At 53.7% G+C, this 19,197-nt stretch carries 18 protein-coding genes and 4 pseudogenes; 15 read left to right on the forward strand and 7 right to left on the reverse strand.

The window, feature by feature from the left end; genetic code table 11:
- Positions 1–235 precede the first annotated feature (235 nt).
- From IEQ42_RS10700 to IEQ42_RS27730, 4 genes and pseudogenes are all read left to right on the forward strand, one after another.
- Positions 236–826 carry a LysE family translocator gene (locus IEQ42_RS10700; RefSeq protein ID WP_210703485.1) on the forward strand — a complete coding sequence of 197 codons (591 nt, stop codon included), beginning with the start codon at positions 236–238 and terminating at the stop codon, positions 824–826.
- A 25-nt stretch (positions 827–851) separates the two neighbouring features.
- Complete coding sequence (locus tag IEQ42_RS10705; protein ID WP_210703486.1) at positions 852–1,187, forward strand: chorismate mutase; 336 nt, start codon at positions 852–854, stop codon at positions 1,185–1,187.
- A 269-nt stretch (positions 1,188–1,456) separates the two neighbouring features.
- Positions 1,457–1,849 carry a RidA family protein gene (locus tag IEQ42_RS10710; protein ID WP_210703487.1) on the forward strand — a complete coding sequence of 131 codons (393 nt, stop codon included), beginning with the start codon at positions 1,457–1,459 and terminating at the stop codon, positions 1,847–1,849.
- Between the two features lie 66 nt (positions 1,850–1,915).
- A pseudogene (locus tag IEQ42_RS27730) lies at positions 1,916–2,002 on the forward strand (methyl-accepting chemotaxis protein); the annotation flags it as partial.
- Between the two features lie 105 nt (positions 2,003–2,107).
- Here the strand turns inward: IEQ42_RS27730 and IEQ42_RS27735 are convergent.
- Positions 2,108–2,200: pseudogene (locus tag IEQ42_RS27735) on the reverse strand (hypothetical protein); the annotation flags it as partial.
- 156 nt (positions 2,201–2,356) lie between these two features.
- On the reverse strand, positions 2,357–3,727 hold the full coding sequence (locus IEQ42_RS10715; protein ID WP_210703488.1) for an aminotransferase-like domain-containing protein: 1,371 nt from the start codon (positions 3,725–3,727) through the stop codon (positions 2,357–2,359).
- A gap of 137 nt (positions 3,728–3,864) precedes the next feature.
- Here IEQ42_RS10715 and IEQ42_RS10720 point away from each other — a divergent pair, with 137 nt between their 5' ends.
- From IEQ42_RS10720 to IEQ42_RS10745, 6 genes are all read left to right on the forward strand, one after another.
- Positions 3,865–5,151, forward strand: a complete 1,287-nt coding sequence (locus IEQ42_RS10720; protein WP_210703489.1) for a hydroxymethylglutaryl-CoA reductase, degradative — start codon at positions 3,865–3,867, stop codon at positions 5,149–5,151.
- A gap of 5 nt (positions 5,152–5,156) precedes the next feature.
- Entirely contained in the window at positions 5,157–6,074 is a 918-nt protein-coding gene (locus IEQ42_RS10725; RefSeq protein ID WP_210703688.1) for a hydroxymethylglutaryl-CoA lyase, read from the forward strand.
- Between the two features lie 58 nt (positions 6,075–6,132).
- Positions 6,133–6,609, forward strand: a complete 477-nt coding sequence (locus IEQ42_RS10730) for a hypothetical protein (RefSeq protein ID WP_210703490.1) — start codon at positions 6,133–6,135, stop codon at positions 6,607–6,609.
- Positions 6,606–7,994: a tripartite tricarboxylate transporter permease gene (locus IEQ42_RS10735; RefSeq protein WP_210703491.1), complete on the forward strand. Its 1,389-nt coding sequence runs from the start codon at positions 6,606–6,608 to the stop codon at positions 7,992–7,994. The genes IEQ42_RS10730 and IEQ42_RS10735 overlap by 4 nt, the downstream gene beginning before the upstream one ends.
- Entirely contained in the window at positions 7,991–9,055 is a 1,065-nt protein-coding gene (locus IEQ42_RS10740; protein ID WP_228731974.1) for an SMP-30/gluconolactonase/LRE family protein, read from the forward strand. Before IEQ42_RS10735 ends, IEQ42_RS10740 begins: the two co-directional genes overlap by 4 nt.
- A gap of 270 nt (positions 9,056–9,325) precedes the next feature.
- Entirely contained in the window at positions 9,326–9,763 is a 438-nt protein-coding gene (locus tag IEQ42_RS10745) for an FAD-dependent oxidoreductase (RefSeq protein ID WP_210703492.1), read from the forward strand.
- Positions 9,764–10,378: 615 nt separating this feature from the next.
- Here the strand turns inward: IEQ42_RS10745 and IEQ42_RS10750 are convergent.
- Positions 10,379–10,572 (reverse strand): annotated as a pseudogene (locus IEQ42_RS10750) (DNA-binding protein); the annotation flags it as partial.
- Positions 10,573–10,962: 390 nt separating this feature from the next.
- Here IEQ42_RS10750 and IEQ42_RS10755 point away from each other — a divergent pair.
- The 3 genes from IEQ42_RS10755 (at position 10,963) to IEQ42_RS10765 (ending at position 12,959) form a co-directional block, all read left to right on the forward strand.
- Complete coding sequence (locus IEQ42_RS10755; protein WP_210703493.1) at positions 10,963–12,021, forward strand: ArsO family NAD(P)H-dependent flavin-containing monooxygenase; 1,059 nt, start codon at positions 10,963–10,965, stop codon at positions 12,019–12,021.
- An 81-nt stretch (positions 12,022–12,102) separates the two neighbouring features.
- Positions 12,103–12,537: a YeeE/YedE family protein gene (locus IEQ42_RS10760; RefSeq protein WP_210703494.1), complete on the forward strand. Its 435-nt coding sequence runs from the start codon at positions 12,103–12,105 to the stop codon at positions 12,535–12,537.
- 2 nt (positions 12,538–12,539) lie between these two features.
- Positions 12,540–12,959 carry a DUF6691 family protein gene (locus IEQ42_RS10765; protein ID WP_210703690.1) on the forward strand — a complete coding sequence of 140 codons (420 nt, stop codon included), beginning with the start codon at positions 12,540–12,542 and terminating at the stop codon, positions 12,957–12,959.
- 461 nt (positions 12,960–13,420) lie between these two features.
- Here the strand turns inward: IEQ42_RS10765 and IEQ42_RS10770 are convergent, their stop codons facing one another.
- The 3 genes from IEQ42_RS10770 to IEQ42_RS10780 all read right to left on the reverse strand — a co-directional run bounded on the left by IEQ42_RS10770 (position 13,421) and on the right by IEQ42_RS10780 (position 16,786).
- Positions 13,421–14,530 carry a D-alanyl-D-alanine carboxypeptidase family protein gene (locus IEQ42_RS10770; protein WP_210703495.1) on the reverse strand — a complete coding sequence of 370 codons (1,110 nt, stop codon included), beginning with the start codon at positions 14,528–14,530 and terminating at the stop codon, positions 13,421–13,423.
- A 200-nt stretch (positions 14,531–14,730) separates the two neighbouring features.
- Entirely contained in the window at positions 14,731–16,131 is a 1,401-nt protein-coding gene (locus tag IEQ42_RS10775; RefSeq protein WP_210703496.1) for a sensor histidine kinase, read from the reverse strand.
- Positions 16,109–16,786: a response regulator transcription factor gene (locus IEQ42_RS10780; protein WP_186621083.1), complete on the reverse strand. Its 678-nt coding sequence runs from the start codon at positions 16,784–16,786 to the stop codon at positions 16,109–16,111. The genes IEQ42_RS10775 and IEQ42_RS10780 overlap by 23 nt, the downstream gene beginning before the upstream one ends.
- 212 nt (positions 16,787–16,998) lie before the next feature.
- On the opposite strand from IEQ42_RS10780, the gene IEQ42_RS10785 reads away from it, so the two are divergent.
- The gene (locus IEQ42_RS10785) at positions 16,999–17,784 is read left to right on the forward strand and encodes a substrate-binding domain-containing protein (RefSeq protein ID WP_210703497.1); all 786 of its coding nucleotides are present in this window, start codon (positions 16,999–17,001) and stop codon (positions 17,782–17,784) included.
- Here the strand turns inward: IEQ42_RS10785 and IEQ42_RS10790 are convergent.
- Positions 17,778–17,876: pseudogene (locus tag IEQ42_RS10790) on the reverse strand (inorganic diphosphatase); the annotation flags it as partial. The gene IEQ42_RS10785 and the pseudogene IEQ42_RS10790 overlap by 7 nt on opposite strands.
- Before the next feature lie 242 nt (positions 17,877–18,118).
- Between IEQ42_RS10790 and IEQ42_RS10795 the strand changes: the two are divergent.
- Positions 18,119–19,180 (forward strand): SDR family oxidoreductase, encoded by a 1,062-nt coding sequence (locus IEQ42_RS10795; protein WP_210703498.1) that lies wholly within the window; start codon positions 18,119–18,121, stop codon positions 19,178–19,180.
- Positions 19,181–19,197 lie beyond the last annotated feature (17 nt).

The following is a 19,197-nucleotide window of genomic DNA, read 5'->3' on the forward strand; positions in this document are numbered from 1 at the left end:
GAAACAGCACGATCAGAGGAAAGAGCCGTGAATTAAAGACAAGAAGGGTCTGTTTTTCGGCCGACTTGGATTTTTTGAACCTCAAGCAGCGAGGGCCTCAAAAATCGGTGGGTACTTCAGACCTTCCTTAGGTATTGAAACTAAGCCTACCATCTAGTAGGTTTGTTTGGTCATATTGTTGTCTGACCAGCAGCGCTTAGCGTTGGCATAGAGCTGACTTACTGAAGGATACTCAATGGTGGATAACATTTTGCCAGCGCTTGCAATTTTCGCGGCTGCCGCGAGCATCACTCCCGGCCCGAACAACATCATGGTGATGGCTTCGGGTGCTAACTTCGGCCTTGTCCGCTCATTGCCTCATCTTTGTGGGATTTCGGCCGGAGTCTTTGCAATTATTTGCCTGATGGGGCTGGGACTGATGGCTGTCTTTGACGCCCTTCCCGTGCTGCAAACGGTTATGCGGGCCGTATCTGCACTTTATCTTTTATGGTTGGCCTGGAAGATCGCCATCGCCGTGCCACCTGAGGCAAAAGCAAGAGGCCCCGAACCACTTACCTTTTTCCAGTCGGCAACCTTTCAGGCGGTCAATCCCAAGATCTGGGCCACCGGTTTTTCGGCCATTACACTTTTTGCTGCCGATAGATTGCTGGCCTCGGTGATCCTGGTCGCAATTGCGTTCGCGGTCATCGGGTTGGCCTCGAATGCAATTTGGACAGGGCTGGGGACCGCGCTGCGGCATTGGCTGTCAGGTGGAAGGCTCAGGGCATTCAACATCGCGATGGCATTACTTCTCGTTAGCTCCCTGTATCCCGTGTTGTTTCCTTAACCACTTGCCCCAAAGAGAACATTTTATGGATACGCCCGATATCACCGATCAACTTTCATCCTTTCGACAGACCATTGACAATATCGACGCCGCGCTCATCCATATGCTTGCAGAACGTTTTCGCTGCACTGATCAGGTGGGCGTATTGAAAGCTGAACACCATTTGCCTGCAGTGGATAAGAAGAGGGAACAGCATCAATACGATCGCCTGACGGAACTTGCAGAGCATGCCCGTCTGGATCCTGTTTTTGTCGAGAAATTGATGCAGTTTGTCATTAGTGAGGTAGTGCAGCGACACAAGAAAATAGCCACGGAGCATAGCGCCGCAGCGCAGCCATACTCTGACGGCAAATACCTTTAACACCACTTTTTGGGGTCATATACAACCCCCTACACGGCACCCTCAAACTTTTTGGAAACGTGCAGTGTCACTCTCAGTTTTAGCGAAAGAGGCTTAGTCATTGGTCTGAGTTTAACCTCAGAAGCCAGTTCATCCGACTTTACAGGGTCTACATGGGGCGGGGATGCCCAGAGGGGCCAATAATGCTTGGCGCATTTCCTCCCCGAGTGGATGGCGCTCTGGCATCTGGGTTTGGTTACATAACCGTTTATATTTTGGATTCCACGACCATGACTAATCGTCAGATCATCGTTCCAGACGGCATGAAATTGCTCTGCGAGCATGCTGGTTACGCGCCAGCTGTAAAGGTAGGAAAAACGCTCTACTGCGCTGGCCAGGTAGGCCGGACGCCGGAATTATCAGTTATCGAAGATCCTGAGCAGCAATTTTTGGCGGCGTGGGAGAATCTACGGCTCGTCTTGGCAGCCGGTGGCTGCGAATTTGAGGATGTGGTCGAAATGACGACTTATCACGTCGATATGCAACGCCACATGCCAATTTTTAGACAAGTGAAGGATGAAGTCTTTCCTAGGAGTACTTGCGCATGGACATGCATAGGTGTGGGTGAACTGGCTCGACCGGGGCTCCTGGTGGAGATCAAATGCATCGCCGTGCAGCGATAATTTTTCAGATAGGCACGTGAAAATGTAAATCTTAGATGCCTGTCCGTCTATGCGGCAGTAGATCTGAAATCTCATCACTCAGCAGAACTAAGCAAGGAGTTGACCAAGACAGCTGCAACTCAATATTCGTTGGTCGAGCGCTTTAATCGATAGTCCCAACGCGCTGAGCCACCGGCGTTGTCATTGCCTGGGCCGCCAAAATAAACGCACTGTTTTCTAGTTCGCGCCCTCTTCCTCGCCAACTAATTAAGGGCCTTCTCAGGCCCTTTTGTACTCAAACCAAAATCGCTTGCTCAGCCAGGACTCAACGGTGTCGGAATCGTATTTGGCTTTCCACTCTTTCAGAATATTGTGTTCACCCTTCGCTTCAACGACTTCGCCGGACTCTGGATTTTTACAGTCGGCACTTGGCTAGACTTGCGAGTACCCATTATTTACTTTGCGACGATGATGCGTTGTAGCGCCAGCTGATAAAGAATGGCATCCATGAAGGAAAACGACAGCATTTCAGCCGCTCAATACGGCCTTGAGTAACGGATCATTCAGATACGCCACATTCAATCTCGTCCATGGATTTATGCGCGACTGTTCCGGTGAGAAAATGTGTCCAGGGGCGATCATGAAACCCTTTGGAAGCAGTTGTCGCGTCAGCTCTCTGGCATCGTCAATGTGAGGAAACCTGACCCACAGATAAAGACTTTGCTCTGGACGAACAAATACCTCGGCCCCTATCTCATCCAGCATCTGCAAACCTGCCGTTGTAGCAGCTTTCAGCCGTTCTTGAAGACGGATCGAATGACGCAGGAAATGCCCCTCCGTCAGAATGACATCAACGGTTCGCTCACAAAGCTCCGACGTGCTGGTGTGCAGCAGCATTTTCAGATCACCCAGTTCATCTATAACGTCTTTGCTGCCTGCGATGAACCCGACCCTCAATGCCGCAGAAACAGATTTGGAAAAGCTGCCCACGTACAGAGAGCGTTTCAACTGATCCAGCGCAGACACCTTGATTGCTGATGCCGGTTTGAAATCTGCTAAAGCGTCGTCGTCCACCAAGATGAAGTTGTGCTCTTCCGCTAACTGAACCAACCGATGAGCTTTGCTGGGTGAAATATCGGAGCCCGTCGGGTTGTGCCCGACAGACTGAATAAAAAATAATTTTGGCTTGTACAAGAGAAGATACTGCTCCAGCACTTCCATGTCCGGCCCATCCGGCAATCTGGGCACGGATAGCATCCGTGCGCCTTGCAGTTGCAGCTTGCCGAACAATGGGTAATAGCCTGGATCCTCGACACAAACGTAATCGCCTGGGGCAATGAAACGGCGGATTATCAAATCCAGTGCGTGATTGGCCCCATGGGTGGTTACGATTTGTCGAGCACTGGCAGTAATCGAATAGCTAGCCAGTTTTTGCACCAGGTGTTGACGAAGCGCCGCATTCCCCAGCCGATTGCCGTATCGGAAAAGCGTCGTTACACCGATTCGCATGATTTGCCGTGTGAACTTGTCCAACCGCAAATCCATCAACCATTCCACTGGCGGAAAACCTTCACCGAGTGGCGAGTGACCAGGCTCACGGACAAACTGCTGACGCATGAGCCAGATGGTGTCCATCGCCCGAGTGAACGGCAGCGGCTCTTCCGGTTCGCTGCTACTCGGGGCTCCCTGTTTAACGTAGAAGCCCTGCCCATGACGCGCTTCAACGAGTCCTTGGGAGGCGAGCGATTCGTAAGCGTTGATCACTGTATTTTTCGAATGACCAAACAAGCGCATGCACTCGCGCAGGGATGGCAGACGGTCTCCCACTCGGTACGTGCCGTTGCCGATCTGCTCGACCAATGATGCCGTCAGTTGCTGGGCAAGTGTCAGCCGCGCCATCGTATGGAGTCCTGAATGAATTAATCATAGAGGGTACAGCTTAGGTACTGTCCGTCCAAACTGTACCTTTTTTACTAAGACACATGCGAATAGGGTAACTGCAACTCAAAAACAATAACTGCACCAGGACTCCTCCCATGAGTATCGACTCCCGCCTCCCGATGTTCCGCAGCATGTCGCCCGCCGAGCGTCTGGGTCACTTGCAAGAGCTACTTGAGCTTCCAGAGGATGATGTTGCTCTGCTACGCGATGCCGGCGCCCTACCTCTGGAAATAGCTGATGGCATGATCGAGAACGTCATCGGCAAATTTGAATTGCCATACGCCGTCGCGAGCAACTTCCAAATAAATGGTCGCGACGTAATTGTGCCGTTGGTCGTTGAGGAGCCTTCGGTAGTCGCGGCAGCATCGTTCATGGCGAAACTGGCACGCGAGGCTGGTGGTTTCCAGACCTCCAGCTCTCTGCCGCTGATGCGGGCCCAAGTTCAGATCGTCGAAATCGAAGATCCCTTCAATGCACGTCTGAGTCTTATGCGCCGCAAAGACGAAATCATCGAACTCGCTAACCGCAAGGATCAACTACTTAACAAGTTAGGTGGGGGTTGTCGCGACATTGAAGTACATACCTTCGCCCAGAGCCCACGTGGGCCGATGCTGGTAGCCCACCTTATCGTGGACGTGCGGGATGCCATGGGTGCCAACACCGTGAACACCATGGCTGAAGCGGTGGCCCCGTTGATGGAAGAGATTACTGGCGGCAAGGTACGACTGCGCATCCTGTCCAACCTGGCCGACCTGCGTCTTGCCCGAGCCCAGATCCGCATTGCTCCTGAGCTGCTCACGACCGCAGCTTTCAAAGGCGAAGACGTCATTGAAGGGATCCTCGATGCTTACAACTTTGCCGTCGTCGACCCCTATCGTGCAGCCACTCACAACAAGGGCATCATGAATGGAATCGACCCTCTTATTGTCGCCACAGGTAACGACTGGCGCGCGGTGGAAGCAGGTGCACACGCCTACGCCTGTCGCAACGGACATTACGGTTCGCTGACCACGTGGGAAAAAGATGGCAAGGGCCATCTGGTGGGCACACTGGAAATGCCCATGCCTGTCGGACTGGTTGGCGGCGCTACCAAGACCCACCCACTGGCACAATTATCGCTACGCATCTTGGGTGTGAGGACAGCGCAGGAACTCGCCGAAATCGCGGTGGCAGTCGGTCTAGCACAAAACCTCGGCGCGCTACGCGCATTGTCTACTGAAGGAATACAACGCGGCCACATGGCTTTGCATGCGCGCAACATTGCTCTTTCCGCTGGCGCCAAAGGTGAAGAGGTCAACTGGCTGGTCAAGCAGATGGTTGAGGCTCGTGATGTACGCTCAGACAAAGCGGCTGAACTACTTAAGCAAAAGCGTGCGCAGTAATGATCATGACCAATGATCATGTCCGGTTGGTTGAGGTAGGTGCAAGAGACGGCTTGCAGAACGAGAAGCAGACGCTACCGCCCCAGACCACAGTGCAATTGTTAGAAATGCTGGCAGATGCGGGCCTGCGAACCTTGGAGGCCGGAGCTTTTGTTTCGCCACGCTGGGTACCGCAGATGTCCGGATCTGATCAGGTGCTAAAAGCGCTCACAACACGCCCCGGCGTAACCTGGACAGCGTTGGTGCCCAACGTGAAAGGTCTGGAAGCAGCAATAGAGGCAGGTTGCCGAGAGGTCGCAGTGTTCACTGCTGCCTCCGAGGCGTTCTCGCAAAGGAATACCAACTGTTCTATTGCGCAAAGCCTACTCCGCTATCAGGAAGTGATGGCGCGCGCGCGCGATGCCGGAGTCAGGGTCAGAGGCTACGTCTCGTGCGCCATGGGTTGTCCCTTCACAGGCCACGTCAAACCCGAGGCGGTCGCCGCAGTCAGCGCTTCGCTCTTCGGAATGGGGTGTTATGAGGTAAGTCTGGGCGACACCATTGGTGCGGGTACACCTGCGGCAACGAAAACGCTGATCAATGCCTGTCGACAGGTTGTTCCCGTCAGCGCTCTAGCCGGACATTTTCATGACACCTATGGCATGGCTATCGCCAATATCCATGCTGCGCTGGAAGCCGATGTACGGATCTTCGACAGCTCGATTGCCGGCCTGGGTGGCTGCCCGTATTCGCCAGGGGCCACTGGCAATGTTGCCACTGAAGATGTGATTTACCTACTGAGCGGCCTAGGCATGAACCATGGCGTCGATCTTGATGCATTGATAGAAATCGGTGAGTTCATCAATACCGAACTTGGACGGGAAACTGCATCCAGAGTATCCCGTGCCCTTCTTGCGAAACGTGGTCTCGTAGAAACGAACTAAGCCGCATCTCTTCACGTTCATAACAATAAAAGCCCTCAGGGGCGGTGGGAGAACCCTTATGAAACCCGAACTGTTTGAAGTATGGGGAGACACGGTAGACGGTCGCCACCTGATCTACTCCATTGGCATCGGCGCAATTGTCAGCCTCGGCGCTTTCTTCATAGCGCAACACCTGCTTGTCGGCTGGATAGACTCTCTGCAGATGGCGCGCGCTTACGCGATGCTGGTAGGTATTGTTGGCTGCCTGGCAGGTGGAGCCATCAGTGCGGCACTTTTCAAACCCAAGCGTAACGTCGTAGAGCATCTGGCAGATCCGGCATGGCGTTCAAAAATCCTGATCGAATTGCAGAACGAATATGGCCCCCTTGGCAGCCTGACTGACTTACCGCCCGCCACGATTGCGGAACTGCGTGAAATGGATCTTTATGATCTGTTCGCTGATTACGAGAAAGCCCTTCTCTCTCCCGACAAAAGCCTCGACGTGCAACCCGCCATTACTGTCAGAGCTGTAAGCGTCAATGGAGGCCGGTCATGATCGAACCAATCCTGGATCAGATCTTAATAGCGTTGGGTATGGGTATTCTGGGGGCAGTAATTTTCGCCGGGATCGGACTCATCTCAGGCAGCGATGAAACCACTACGCTCGCCCCGCTGACTTTGCTGGTCGTTCTGCTGGGCGTTCCTGCCGCAGGTGTGCTGACATTCTTCCTAGCGGGAGCCGTAGCTAAACATATGACCCATGCCGTACCGACGGCACTACTGGGCATTCCTGGTGACACCATGGCGACGCCGCTCATGCGCGAGGCCAACTTCTTGCGCAATCTAGGTGTTCCACACATTGCATTGCGCAAGATGATTTCGGGAGCGGTGATTGCGGCGCTGATTGCAGTTCCGATGGCCGTACTGTTCGCCGTAATGCTCGCGCCGTTCGGTGACATGATCAAACATGCTGCGCCTTGGGTTTTTCTGCTTGCGGCGATTGCCATTGCATGGTTCTCCAAAGGACGCCTGGCTGCTGTGCTGACGCTGATCCCCTTCGTCATGGTCATTGTTGGCCTACAAAGCATCACCGGGCAATATGGGGTCAAGCTCAGTGTCAGTTACTTCCTTGGCATTGCCATCGGCCCGCTAATCGCCGCGCTGTTCTCCATGCTCGCACCTGCCGAGCGAGAAACAATGCGACGTCAGGAGGTGCGCACTTTTTCCTTATCTCCCGACGTAAAAAGCTGGGGCGGATTTTTTCCTAATCCGCTTACGGTATTGGACAGCAAACAAAGCATGTGGACTGCCGTCACTGCCGTAGTCTCCAGCGCCACCTTCGTGTTCAGCCCGGTTGCCATGACCGTCATCATGGGCGAAGTCGTCGGTTCAAGGGTCAAGCACGTTTACCATCGCTTGACCACAGTCATAACCGCTCGCAACGGGGTCACCGAATCAACATACCTCGCCGAAGCGTTGATCCCGCTCATCGCTTTTGGTCTGCCACTTAGCCCCGTTGCAGCGGGCCCGGCAGCGCCACTCTTCAATGCCCCCCCGCGCTTCAGCGTCGACACAGCGACGGGCCAGGTGCACAACTTGCACTCACTGCTCAGCACTTGGGAGTTTCTTGGGTATGGCATGTTGGCAGTGGTCATTGCCATTCTGATTGCTTACCCATTCACCATGAATTACGCGCACAGAGCAGCATCCTATGTGTCGCGCAAAATCAGCCACGAAGCCGTGATCTCGACTTTTGTTGGCCTAATCCTGGTGATTGGCATCTGGGAAGGCGGCCTCCTAGGTTTGCTGGTAATCATCACCATCGGTCTGCTGGGCGGATTTCTCTCACGCTTTTTGGGCTTCAACATTGGCGTGCAGTTCATGGGCTATTACACCGCCGTACTCACTGTCCCGGCCCTCGTTGCCCTGATAAACGCATGACTCCTAGCAAACATAACAACAATATCCAGGTAACCATCATGCATAAAAATGTCCTCGCTTCCCTGCTGTTATTGCTGAGCGCGACTGCGTTCATCGCTGACGCTGCAGAGTCAATTCCGGCCCTCGCTTATCCCGCAGGCGACAAACAGCTACATGCCATTCCGGCCTCTGAAAAAGACCTTCCGACTGTAACTGCACAGCGTTGGATCAAGGTCTCGGACAAAGGGATACAGCTGGAAGGCCCGGCCTTCGATCGCGAGGGCAATTTGCTATTTGTGGAGGTATTTGGTGGGCAGGTACTCAAAGTCGACCCGCAAGGAAAGCTCAGTGTTGTAGTGCAGAAAAACGCTTTGGGTTCGGCAGGATTGGCAATTCATAAGGATGGACGCCTATTCGTAGCAGGCCTTGGAAACTTCAAGAGCACAGGTAATCTTACGGTCTACAAACCGGACGGCTCGGGAAAGAAGGTGCTCATTGCGGGTAACAAAAACTATCTGGTCGACGATCTGGTGTTCGACAGCACCGGAGGTTTTTACTTCACCGACTTCAAGGGCACGTCTACCGAGCCAACGGGCGGCGTTTTCTATGTGCCCGAGGACCGTCAGTCTATCGTTCCGATCCTGCCCAAGCTGGCAATAGCTAATGGCATCGCCCTCTCCCCCGACGGAAAAACCTTGTGGGTCACGGAGTTTGCCTCCGGCCTGCTTCATCGAATTGAACTGAAAGACGCTCAGACAATAGCGCCTTTTGGCGAGGCGGTGGTTTATCGATTCAACGGCCCCTCCCCCGATTCGATGCGCGTCGATCAGGACGGCAACTTATACGTGGCCATGTATAGTCAAGGGCGTGTCCTAGTACTCAACCCAAGCGGTCTTCCCATTGGCCAGATTCTGATCCCGGGACGCGAAAACGGCCACTTTTTGCGTTCTACCAGCCTGGCGCTCAAACCAGATACAAATGAGGTGTACCTCGTCGCCAGCGACGGTGATCTAGGCGAAGGCAGTGCCATTTTCAAAGCTCAAGGTTTTGCCAAAGCATTGAAACTCTATTCGCATAACTGACCAATTACTTAAACGAGCGATGAGCTTCCGTCCTATCGAATGCTGCAGAACATCCGACGACTGAATCGACAACTATCGAGTATCAACCAGTCTGGAATAACCGAAGAGCACTGCTGCCCTACTGCAAGACTTGCGGGATCGGCTCGACCTCACCTACGTCTTCATCTCCCATGATCTGGCGCGGGTGCAGTATTTTTGCGATCGCACATTTGTGATGTACCTCGGCCGAGTGGCTGAGGTCCTCCCCCGCGGCGCCACGGCCCTTAAGGCATGGACCTTTCCACCCTGCCGGCCGTCAACGGAGTCAGCGAGGCGTTTTACTTCAAACCAGAATCCGGGCGGATCATGGTCTCACCTGCCGACGCGACCCCGAGCGAGGCTTGCGACGCACAGCCCGAGGAACTGGACATCGCCTATGCGGCACACTATCTCTCGGAATCGACGACACTGCCCATCACTCAAATCACCCATAAATGGGCAGGACTGCGTAGCTTCGCTCCAGACAAACGGCAGGTCGTGGGTTTCAGTCCGCAGGACGAAAATTTTTTCTGGCTCGCCGGGCAAGGCGGCAGCGGCATCCTGACCTCCCCTGCATTATCAGCATGGGCGGCTGGTTTGTTTTTGGAGGGTGCACCGCCGGACGAACTGTGCAAAGCAGGACTCCAGTCCGACGTCTTTTCACCTGCTCGGTTGTCGAGGGGGGGGTAAGCCGTAGGGGCGGCCCTGCCCCCGAATGCAGACACGCGGCACAATATCGAAACCCATGGAATGACCTAGATTAAATCTGCGGAGGATTTAACGGCAATACAAAACCTGGGATTACGGGATAATGCGCGCGTTCCGCTCTCTGCTCAAACCACAAACACTGGCTTCACAGCAACACCCTCTCGCTGCATTTTGGCAACTACGTCCACTTGCATCCACGCTGAAATTAGCAAGCGTATACGTCTACTGTATCGAATTTGCATCAGAGGTGTGGCTGATAGGATGAGACGGGCCTGAGTCGTTGTTGAAGGTGTTCCACGCTTTGTAGACGACGCTGTGCCTCAATGCCGCTTGTGCCCACCGCTGACCGGTCGTTTGGTGAGACGACAGCAGCCTCATCGTATCTACCACCGACCCATTGAGTTCAAAAAGTAACTGATGTGATTTAAATCGAAATTCGTCAGTGTCTCGCGTTTGTTATACCGCTGCGGCAGGTCTGATCCGAGGTTTCGAACCGCAATCCCATCCTGGCATTAAACAAACTTAAGCGGTAATAGGTTCGTGAACAGCTCTCGTCAGGGCGATGATTAGGCTCTCTTGGTTTCTCCAGCCGACAATCAATGCCGGCAGGCGGGTATCACCGCCAAGCGTTCGTCCAGACGCGCCCACCATTGATCGAGCAGACCGCCGACCCGTGCCGGGCTGCCGCGGCCCAACTCCAGACGCACGCGCTCAACTGTCGGCCGTTCGCTGCGGGCCAACACCGCATCCGCGGCAGCAAATATCTCATTTTCCGGCACCTCAAATGCCAAAGCTCAACTGCGGGCATATTGGGTCTGATAATAAAATGTTATCCGAGTCTGTTTTTTGGGTACTGCAAAATCGATACGTTTAACGTATTAAATCGTACGGTTCAGGCATCACCGCGGCAAACGCCATAACTTGGGTGTTCATTAGAAATGTGAGCTGTATCATTTGAATTGGGAGAAATCTCCACCAAGAGAAATCATGTGCCATGTTAGATATGTCCATCGACGACAAGCTGCCCTCGCGTCGACCGCCAGTTTCGTGCTCGGCGCAGTGTTGCCGCTGGCAGTGACCTTCATCGCGCCAACAGACAACGTGCGACTTGAGCAACATCAACAAACGTCCGCTTCGAATGGATTAACTTGACCTGACCTTCGCCAACCCAAGGAATCCCCATGCCTGCCGAAGTGGATGTTGCGATTATTGGCGGTGGCCAGTCCGCACTCGCCGTGGCTTACTTCCTGCGCCGTACCGGGCGTTCCTTTGTGATCATTGATGCCGAAGCGGGGCCGGGTGGCGCTTGGCGGCATGGCTGGGATTCCCTGCGATTGTTTTCACCGTCGACCTGGAGCTCCATCGCCGGTTGGATGATGCCTTCGGTCACTGACGGCTACCCAAGTCGCGACAACGTACTCGATTACCTGCGCCAGTATGAGCAACGCTACCAGTTTCCTGTCGAACGGCCCTACTGGGTCAACGCTATTGAACGTCGGGGCAATCACCTCCACGTAAAAGCCCGGGGCCTCAGTTGGCTGGCCCGCACCGTGGTCAGCGCGACCGGCACCTGGCGCCATCCCTACCTGCCGCACTACCCCGGCAGCGAAACCTTTACCGGCCAGCAATTACATTCGGCCCACTACGTTAACGCCAAGCCGTTTGCCGGAAAAAAAGTCCTGGTGGTAGGCGGTGGCAACTCCGGCGCACAGATCCTCGCTGAAGTCTCGCAAGTGGCCGATGCCACCTGGGTCACTGCGCAGCCGCCAGAGTTTCTTGCCGATGACGTTGATGGACGCGTGCTCTTCGAACGCGCCACCGAACGCTGGAAAGCGCAGCTGGCCGGCATCGTCATTGAAAAGCCGGTTGGCGGCTTGGGCGATATCGTGATGGTGCCGCCAGTCGTCGAGGCTCGGGAGCGCGGCGTGCTGCACGCGGTTCGGCCGTTCCTGCGCTTCACCGAGACCGGCGTGACGTGGGCTGATGGCTCACAAACGCCGGTTGACGCGGTGATCTGGTGCACCGGCTTCCGCCCTGCCCTCGGCTATTTGGAATCCCTGGGTGTGTGTACCGCCGACGGGCGCGTGGCCGTAAAAGGTACGCATTCGATTCAGGAACCGCGTTTGTGGTTGGTGGGTTATGGCGACTGGACAGGCGCCGCTTCGGCGACACTGATCGGCGTGACCCGAACGGCGCGCAGTACCGTTGAGGAAATTGAGCGGTTTTTGATGGAGCAGTGAGTCGGCGCACCTCGCTCAGTCAACGCTGATTTACATCAAAATCAACGTTCTTTATCAGCACTTCTGTGCAGGAGACGCAAAATGAGCATTGATTGGGTCAACTTTACGCCTTGGACATCCCTGGGCGGAGGAGCCTTGATTGGCCTGGCGGCCAGCATATTCGTTCTCGCAAATGGTCGCATCGCAGGCATCAGTGGTTTGATTGGAAGCGTGATGCAATTTGGCAGTGAGGGTTGGAGCGAAAAGGCGCTATTTCTTCTTGGTCTGTTGCTTGCGCCATTGTTATGGGGAGCATTTAACGTTTTGCCGCAAATCGATATCAGGGCTGAGTGGCCCACCCTGATTATTGCGGGGCTGCTCGTAGGCGTTGGAACTCGTTACGGCTCTGGCTGTACTAGCGGTCATGGAGTTTGCGGGATCTCTCGACTGTCAGCCCGATCCATCACGGCGACGATGTGCTTTATGTTCGCCGGCGTTGCAACGGTGTACGTCATTCGTCACGTGGTGGGAGCATGAACTTGATCAAGTTGGCCGCATTTTTATCTGGCCTGATCTTCGGCCTTGGTCTTCTCTTGGCAGGCATGGCGAACCCCGAAAAAGTATTGGCTTTTCTTGATGTGGCCGGGGCTTGGGATCCGTCACTCGCACTGGTGATGGGAGGGGCTATCGCAGTGGCGGTTATCCCCCTGAATTGGGCGCGTAAGAACAAGCAGTCCTTGTTAGGTGCCCCCATGCAGTTACCGATGAAAAGGGAGCTGGATGCCCGCTTGATTGGCGGCGGCCTTGTGTTCGGTATAGGTTGGGGAATTGCGGGGATCTGCCCTGGGCCAGCGATCGCTATTGTGCTTACAGGGCACGGGCGGATCATCATATTCGTATTGGCCATGTTGGCCGGTATGTACTTGTTCTCTCTATTTGAACGTCGGCGCACGACTTGATCAGGCGATATCCGGGAAAGCGAGTGTCTGGGCTCAAGGGAAATGGCACATGATAGCTCATTCCTTCAGTACAAAAGCTCTCAGCCCCTAGAGCTGCAAGAATCTGGTTTGTGATTTCAGCCCGGGCTAAAGCCTTACGCAGAATGACAGAAACAAAAAGCCCGGCGCGAAGCCGGGCTTTTTGTATTTCGGATGGGGCTGATCCATCAGCAAATCCGAGTGTAATTCAGGGCGTTCCATGGTGCAGCTAACACGCTCTCTTAGGTCGGTATCAGATATGAATTGCATGAAAGCGACAACCCATTGAGCATTCCACCTTTATGATGACTGACAAACGAGCCGGCGCTAAAGCGTCATTGGGGCGAATGGGCTGCTGGTTTCGCCCCTGCCACGTCAGATCAGTGGGAATCATCTGAGGTTGTCAGTCAGGTGAATCACGGCTGGATATCATCCATCCAGATTCAGGCCTTTACCTCTCCTGTGTCGTCCTGCACATCAAACAATCCTGCAAAAAAAAGATGGAATGCATCCCAGATTCGCGTCCACCAACCACCTGCTTCTCCCGCTTCTAATGCGATGAGAGAGCGTGTCACAAGTTTGTTCTCGCCGTCATACAACTCGTAGCTTCCGACTATGTCACCGACGGCAATAGGAGCTTCCAGTGCGTTATTGATGTGAAGGCGGCTTTCCACCTTGCGATTACTATTCTTGGGCAGCGTCAATGTCACATCATCGAGCAACCCAACAGAAATTACGTTTTTCTCGCCTTTCCACAGTCGTGGTTGAGCTAACACCTGGCCGCCTTTCTGATAGGTCTTCGTCTCAAAAAAGCGGAAGCCGTAGTTCAGGATTTTTTGAGTATCTTCTGCACGATTGTTCAACGTGGTCGAGCCAAATACCGCACTGATAAGACGCCGCCCATCACGAAGAGCAGAGGTCACCATGCAGTAGCCGGCCTCTTCGGTGTGGCCAGTTTTGAGCCCGTCAACACTTGGGTCGCGCCAGAGGAGAAGATTGCGATTGGGTTGGCGAATGTTGTTCCAGGTGAAATATTTGTGCGCGTATAGCGGGTAGTAAGCGGACTCATCATTGATAATTGCCCGCGCAAGCCGGGCCATATCATGAGCAGAGGAATAGTGCCCAGGTGCCGGCAAGCCTGTAGGGTTCATGAAGTGAGTGTCAGTCAGCCCCAGTTTATTTGCAGTGACATTCATCAAACCGGCAAATGCATCTTCGCTACCCGCTATGTGCTCCGACAGAGCCACGCTGGCGTCATTACCAGAGTCGATCACCACGCCACGCAGCAGGTCATGCACAGGGACAACGGAGCCAGGATCAAGAAACATCCTGGAGCCACCGGTTTTCCATGCATTTTCACTGACGGTAACCGGATCGTCGATCTTGAGCCGTCCCGCCTGTATCTCATTGGTAGCCACATACACCGTCATCAACTTAGTCAAGCTAGCCGGCGGCAAATGCATATCAGCGTTTTGACTGCCAATAATCGAGCCTGTCGCGGCATCCATAAGTACCCAGGATTTCGCGCTCAGTTGCGGTGGTGCTGGGATCATCGCTCTGGCAGTCGGTGAGGCAGGACTTGGGGGGGATATTGGAGCCGCCCAAACTGGTGTCAGAAAAAAACACGCAAGAATGAGTGTGAGCCGCAATTTAGGGTGTTTCACAAGCGCCAGCCTCGGATTCGCAGAAAGACGAGCCAAGCTAGATGAGGAACTGAGAGGGCTCAAATTAACCCGGATTAATATAAATTTAATTAGCCGTTGGCGACGACTATCTCTGGCAATGGACAGATAATCGAGACTGAGGCTCCACCACCACGCGGCGATTCCTGGATATGCAGTACAAACCCGTGCAATCGAACAATTGCCGATACCAGAGAAAGCCCCAGCCCATGCCCAGGTTGTTGGCGGGTAGCGTCTGCGCGATAAAGCCTGCGGATCACGCTGTCACGCTCTGCCTCGGGTATTCCAGGGCCACTGTCCGAAACTTCTATATTGAACGAGTTATGCGTCAGAGAGCCGCTCAAGTGAACCACACCGCCCTTGGGTGTGAACTTGATAGCGTTATCTAAAAGATTGACCAGCGCCTCGAACAGAAGAGAAACATCACCAGATAACGTCGGAAGGTCCTCAGAGAGGTCGAGGATTAGCGTCAGTCCTTGCTCTTGTGCCAAGGGCAAAAAAAACTCGTGCGCTTGCGTCAGCAGCGATGCTGGTTGGAACGATTCAAAACCTGATCGCCTCCTTGTATCTTCAAGTTCAGATATTCGCAGCAGTCCTTGGAAGCGCAACATGATGGATTCGCTTTCTTCCAGCGCCATGTTCAATGTCTCTGCATGAGAGCTATCCAGGGGTAACTGCTGTAGCTGGTCAAGATGGGCGCGCAGGCGAGTCAAGGGAGTACGCAAATCGTGCGCGATACCGTCACACGCCCCCTTCACCTCATGCATAAGCTGCTCTATATGCTCAAGCATGACATTGACAGCATTGGCCAACATGTCGAGCTCATCGCGGCGTGGAGACAGCGGCAGGCGTTCGCCGAGATTGCCCGATACGATACTTTCGGTGCAGCTTTGAAGTCGCTGCACTCTGCGTAAAGGCCTTCGCCTCAAGAGCCACCAACCGATCAACCCAGGGATGAGGGTAAGAGAAAACCCCCAAACTAATGCCTGCTCGATGATGCCGCCGACTGCGGAGATAGATCCTCCATCACGTGACAGGATCAAAATTCGACCATCACGTCGCCGTTGCATTAACGCATGGCTGCTTCGGGTTTGCTCGCGTGGCAATGCGATGCTCAAGCCTCGCTCCAGATAATGTACCTGGCCATCATCTGGAAGACTTGCTCGTAACCGCAGAAGGTCACCGGCGATATGGGTGCCGTCAGCTTTGAACAAACCGTAGGCGTCGATCCCTGAAGTCGAATACACCTCACTGGCAGCCAGTTCACCCTCCAGACTGGCATCATCGATTTTTTGATAATAGTGGGCGCGCTGCATCAATGTTCGCTCGGCAACAGCCCCGAGATAGGTTGAGATTTTCCAATAAAGCACCCCCGTAAAAACGGCTCCCCAAGCGATAAAAAACAAGGCGTAAAGCCCGAGAAGACGACTATTGGAAGAACGCCAGCGCTCACTCCTGGGAAGCAAGAACATAACCAGATCCGCGAATTGTTTGAATGACAGGGGAACCGCTTCCCTCGATTTTTTTTCGCAGCCGACCGATATGAACATCAATAATGTTCGTGCCAGGATCGAAGTGATATCCCCAAACCGCCTGAAAAAGCATGGTTCTAGTGACCAACTGACCCGCGTTGCGCATGAAATAAGTGAGCAGTTTGAATTCGGTTGGGAGAAGCGGAATGTGCACATTCGAACGACTGAGTGAGTGTTCAATGAGATCGATATGGAGGTTGCCAAAGCTCAAATGACGCTCACTTTCACCTGCGGTCGGGCGCCTCAGCAGCACCTCCACCCTGGCGAGCATTTCAACCGTAGAGAACGGTTTGGTCAGGTAATCATCGCCCCCTGAACGAAGCCCTTTCACCCGTTCATCGACATCAGACAATGCGCTGATCATCAGGACTGGCTTATGAATACCGAGACTTCTCAACGTACTTATTATCGTTAAGCCATCAAAATCAGGCAGCATCCGGTCAAGCGTTATCACATCATGGTCGCCAGAAATGGCCGCTGATAATCCATCACGACCGCTAGCCGCCCACTGAACATCGAATCCATGGGAGGTAAGCGTGTTAACAATAGCCTTGGCTGTTACCTCATCGTCCTCTATTACTAGCGCGCGATTCATTTTTTACTCCACACAACGATTGCAAACCCAAGACTCAAGCAGACTCCAAACGCCATAGATCTCAAGATGGATGCAGCCTAGGTAGGGTACATCGGACGGTAAACTAAATTTTTCTTAACCTTCCTTAATTTCGACATTGCTTGAAATGTGACTATTTTTTCGCGCCTCCACTGCTAAACCTCATTTCTACGCTGGATTCAGGATACTCCGTCATGACGAAGACCTTACTGAGGCTCGCATTGGCCTGCTTGTTGTTCTCGGCAGATGGTGTCGAGGCACAGGATGCGACCTCTACTAAAACGCTTACCCTATTTGTATCTGGAGGCTTCATTGCGGCGATTCAATCCTTAGCGCCCGTTTATGAAAAAGAGACGGGATTCAGCCTGATCATCAAAGAGTCTCCACCTACCGGGAATGCCCCGATTGCAATCACTAATCGGCTCTTGCGCGGTGAAAAAGCAGATGTCGTAATCATGGAGGATTGGGAGCTTCGAAATCTGATCGATCAGGGGCAGCTGCGAAAAACGAGTCGAGTTGATCTTGGCAAGTCGTTCATTGCCATGGCCATCCAAAAAGGTGCAAAAAAGCCCGATATAGGCAACATGAAAGCCTTCAAAAAAACGCTACTCAGCGCCAAGTCCCTGGCTCTATCGGATACATCCAGCGGAACATACCTTTCCCGCATTCTCTTCCCTCAAATGCACATTTCAGAAAGCTTGAGGATCAAGACACGGACGATTTCCGTCGAACCCGTCGCAGAAGCAGTCGCTCGTGGCGAAGCCGAGATAGGCTTCCAACAACTGAGTGAATTGATGCACACGGAAGGCATTGATGTGGTCGGGCTTATTCCAGATCAGGTGCAGAAAATGACGTTGTATTCTGCAGCCACCACAACTGGTGGCATTCAGCAAAAGGAGGCTGCAGCGTTGTTGCAGTTCCTGAGTTCAAAGGCTGCTAGGACTGCCATCAAGGTAAGTGGATTAATACCTATGCGATGAGTTTTCCGCGCTTCATCTGCACTTCCCCAACGGCCCATCTTCACCCACTTATCCGGCTCCAATGCCTTGTAGTTTTCGAAGAGGTGCTGGACTCCTAAAGACCGGATGGAAGTTTTCTAAATCTGGATGCTAGAACTTCAGGAAATTCAAAGCCCTGCCCTGCTTGATCGACTCCCTGCCCCACGGAGCTCTGAAAACCAGATCTACTGGTGAGCGCCGCCTGATCGTCGGCTGTAGTGATCAAGTCACGCACAACGAACGCCAATGCGAGTCCGGTTTAGGTTGAACCTCTGCTGCTCAGACGGACTCCCAAACCTAAATCCAGGAGAAACGTATGACCCATACAGCTTTGGTCGTGGGCGCCAGTGGCATCGTCGGCAGCGCCATCACTCAGTTACTCATCGACAACAAGTGGCAGGTCGCCGCGCTCTCGAGGCAGCCGTCACAAGTGCAAGGCGTGATACCTGTCGCGGCAGACCTTCAGGATCCTGCTTCGCTGGAACATGCGCTGGCTGATTTGAAACCCACTCATGTGTTCATTACCACATGGTCACGGCAAGCCACAGAAGCCGAGAACATTCGCGTTAATGCCGCCATGGTACGCAACGTACTCACCGCCATTCACCCAGCCAATAGCGTTGAACACGTAGCGCTGGTTACTGGGCTAAAACACTATCTCGGCCCATTCGAAGCCTATGGTAAAGGCAGCCTTCCGCAAACGCCGTTTCGCGAAGAGCAAGGTCGTTTGGATGTCGAGAATTTCTATTACGCCCAGGAGGATGAACTTTTCGCCGCTGCTGAAAAGGACGGCTTCTCCTGGAGCGTTCATCGCCCGCATACCGTTACTGGAGTGGCTGTAGGCAATGCGATGAATATGGCAACCACCCTCGCCGTCTATGCCTCGATTTGCAAACAAACCAATCGCCCTTTTGTGTTTCCAGGTTCAAGAGTGCAATGGGACAGCCTTACCGATATGACGGACGCACGGCAGTTGGCGAAACAACAGCTGTGGGCGGCCACCACGCCGGCTGCGGCGAACCAGGCATTCAACGTCACTAATGGCGATGTGTTTCGCTGGAAGTGGATGTGGAGCCGAATTGCCGACTACTTCGACTTGCCCGCTGCCGATTATCCCGCTTCAGTGTCACCTCTTGAGAAGCAGATGGCTGACGACCAAGCCGTATGGACGCGAATCGTCGCGGAACACGGTTTGAAAGAGTCGGATATTGGTCGCCTGGTGTCCCCATGGCACACCGATGCTGACCTCGGTCGACCAATCGAAGTCGTCACGGATATGTCAAAAAGCCGCGCAATGGGCTTCACTGCGTACCAGGCGAGTGATCAAGCATTTTTCGACGTGTTCGACAAACTACGCGAGATGCGCTTGATACCCTAGGTCGTTCCACAACGGAT

It is taken from the genome of Pseudomonas iridis, assembly GCF_017980685.1.
Lineage (GTDB): Bacteria > Pseudomonadota > Gammaproteobacteria > Pseudomonadales > Pseudomonadaceae > Aquipseudomonas > Aquipseudomonas iridis.

What these genes read in the sequence shown, in the direction of transcription:
- IEQ42_RS10725 (WP_210703688.1), top strand. Translation starts at nt 5,157, where the DNA reads ATGACCAATGATCATGTCCGGTTGGTTGAGGTAGGTGCAAGAGACGGC.
- IEQ42_RS10775 (WP_210703496.1), bottom strand. Translation starts at nt 16,131, where the DNA reads ATGTTCTTGCTTCCCAGGAGTGAGCGCTGGCGTTCTTCCAATAGTCGT.
- IEQ42_RS10730 (WP_210703490.1), top strand. Translation starts at nt 6,133, where the DNA reads ATGAAACCCGAACTGTTTGAAGTATGGGGAGACACGGTAGACGGTCGC.
- IEQ42_RS10785 (WP_210703497.1), top strand. Translation starts at nt 16,999, where the DNA reads ATGACGAAGACCTTACTGAGGCTCGCATTGGCCTGCTTGTTGTTCTCG.
- IEQ42_RS10780 (WP_186621083.1), bottom strand. Translation starts at nt 16,786, where the DNA reads ATGAATCGCGCGCTAGTAATAGAGGACGATGAGGTAACAGCCAAGGCT.
- IEQ42_RS10755 (WP_210703493.1), top strand. Translation starts at nt 10,963, where the DNA reads ATGCCTGCCGAAGTGGATGTTGCGATTATTGGCGGTGGCCAGTCCGCA.
- IEQ42_RS10715 (WP_210703488.1), bottom strand. Translation starts at nt 3,727, where the DNA reads ATGGCGCGGCTGACACTTGCCCAGCAACTGACGGCATCATTGGTCGAG.
- IEQ42_RS10795 (WP_210703498.1), top strand. Translation starts at nt 18,119, where the DNA reads ATGACCCATACAGCTTTGGTCGTGGGCGCCAGTGGCATCGTCGGCAGC.
- IEQ42_RS10770 (WP_210703495.1), bottom strand. Translation starts at nt 14,530, where the DNA reads ATGATCCCAGCACCACCGCAACTGAGCGCGAAATCCTGGGTACTTATG.
- IEQ42_RS10700 (WP_210703485.1), top strand. Translation starts at nt 236, where the DNA reads ATGGTGGATAACATTTTGCCAGCGCTTGCAATTTTCGCGGCTGCCGCG.
- IEQ42_RS10720 (WP_210703489.1), top strand. Translation starts at nt 3,865, where the DNA reads ATGAGTATCGACTCCCGCCTCCCGATGTTCCGCAGCATGTCGCCCGCC.
- IEQ42_RS10735 (WP_210703491.1), top strand. Translation starts at nt 6,606, where the DNA reads ATGATCGAACCAATCCTGGATCAGATCTTAATAGCGTTGGGTATGGGT.
- IEQ42_RS10760 (WP_210703494.1), top strand. Translation starts at nt 12,103, where the DNA reads ATGAGCATTGATTGGGTCAACTTTACGCCTTGGACATCCCTGGGCGGA.
- IEQ42_RS10705 (WP_210703486.1), top strand. Translation starts at nt 852, where the DNA reads ATGGATACGCCCGATATCACCGATCAACTTTCATCCTTTCGACAGACC.
- IEQ42_RS10710 (WP_210703487.1), top strand. Translation starts at nt 1,457, where the DNA reads ATGACTAATCGTCAGATCATCGTTCCAGACGGCATGAAATTGCTCTGC.
- IEQ42_RS10745 (WP_210703492.1), top strand. Translation starts at nt 9,326, where the DNA reads ATGGACCTTTCCACCCTGCCGGCCGTCAACGGAGTCAGCGAGGCGTTT.
- IEQ42_RS10740 (WP_228731974.1), top strand. Translation starts at nt 7,991, where the DNA reads ATGACTCCTAGCAAACATAACAACAATATCCAGGTAACCATCATGCAT.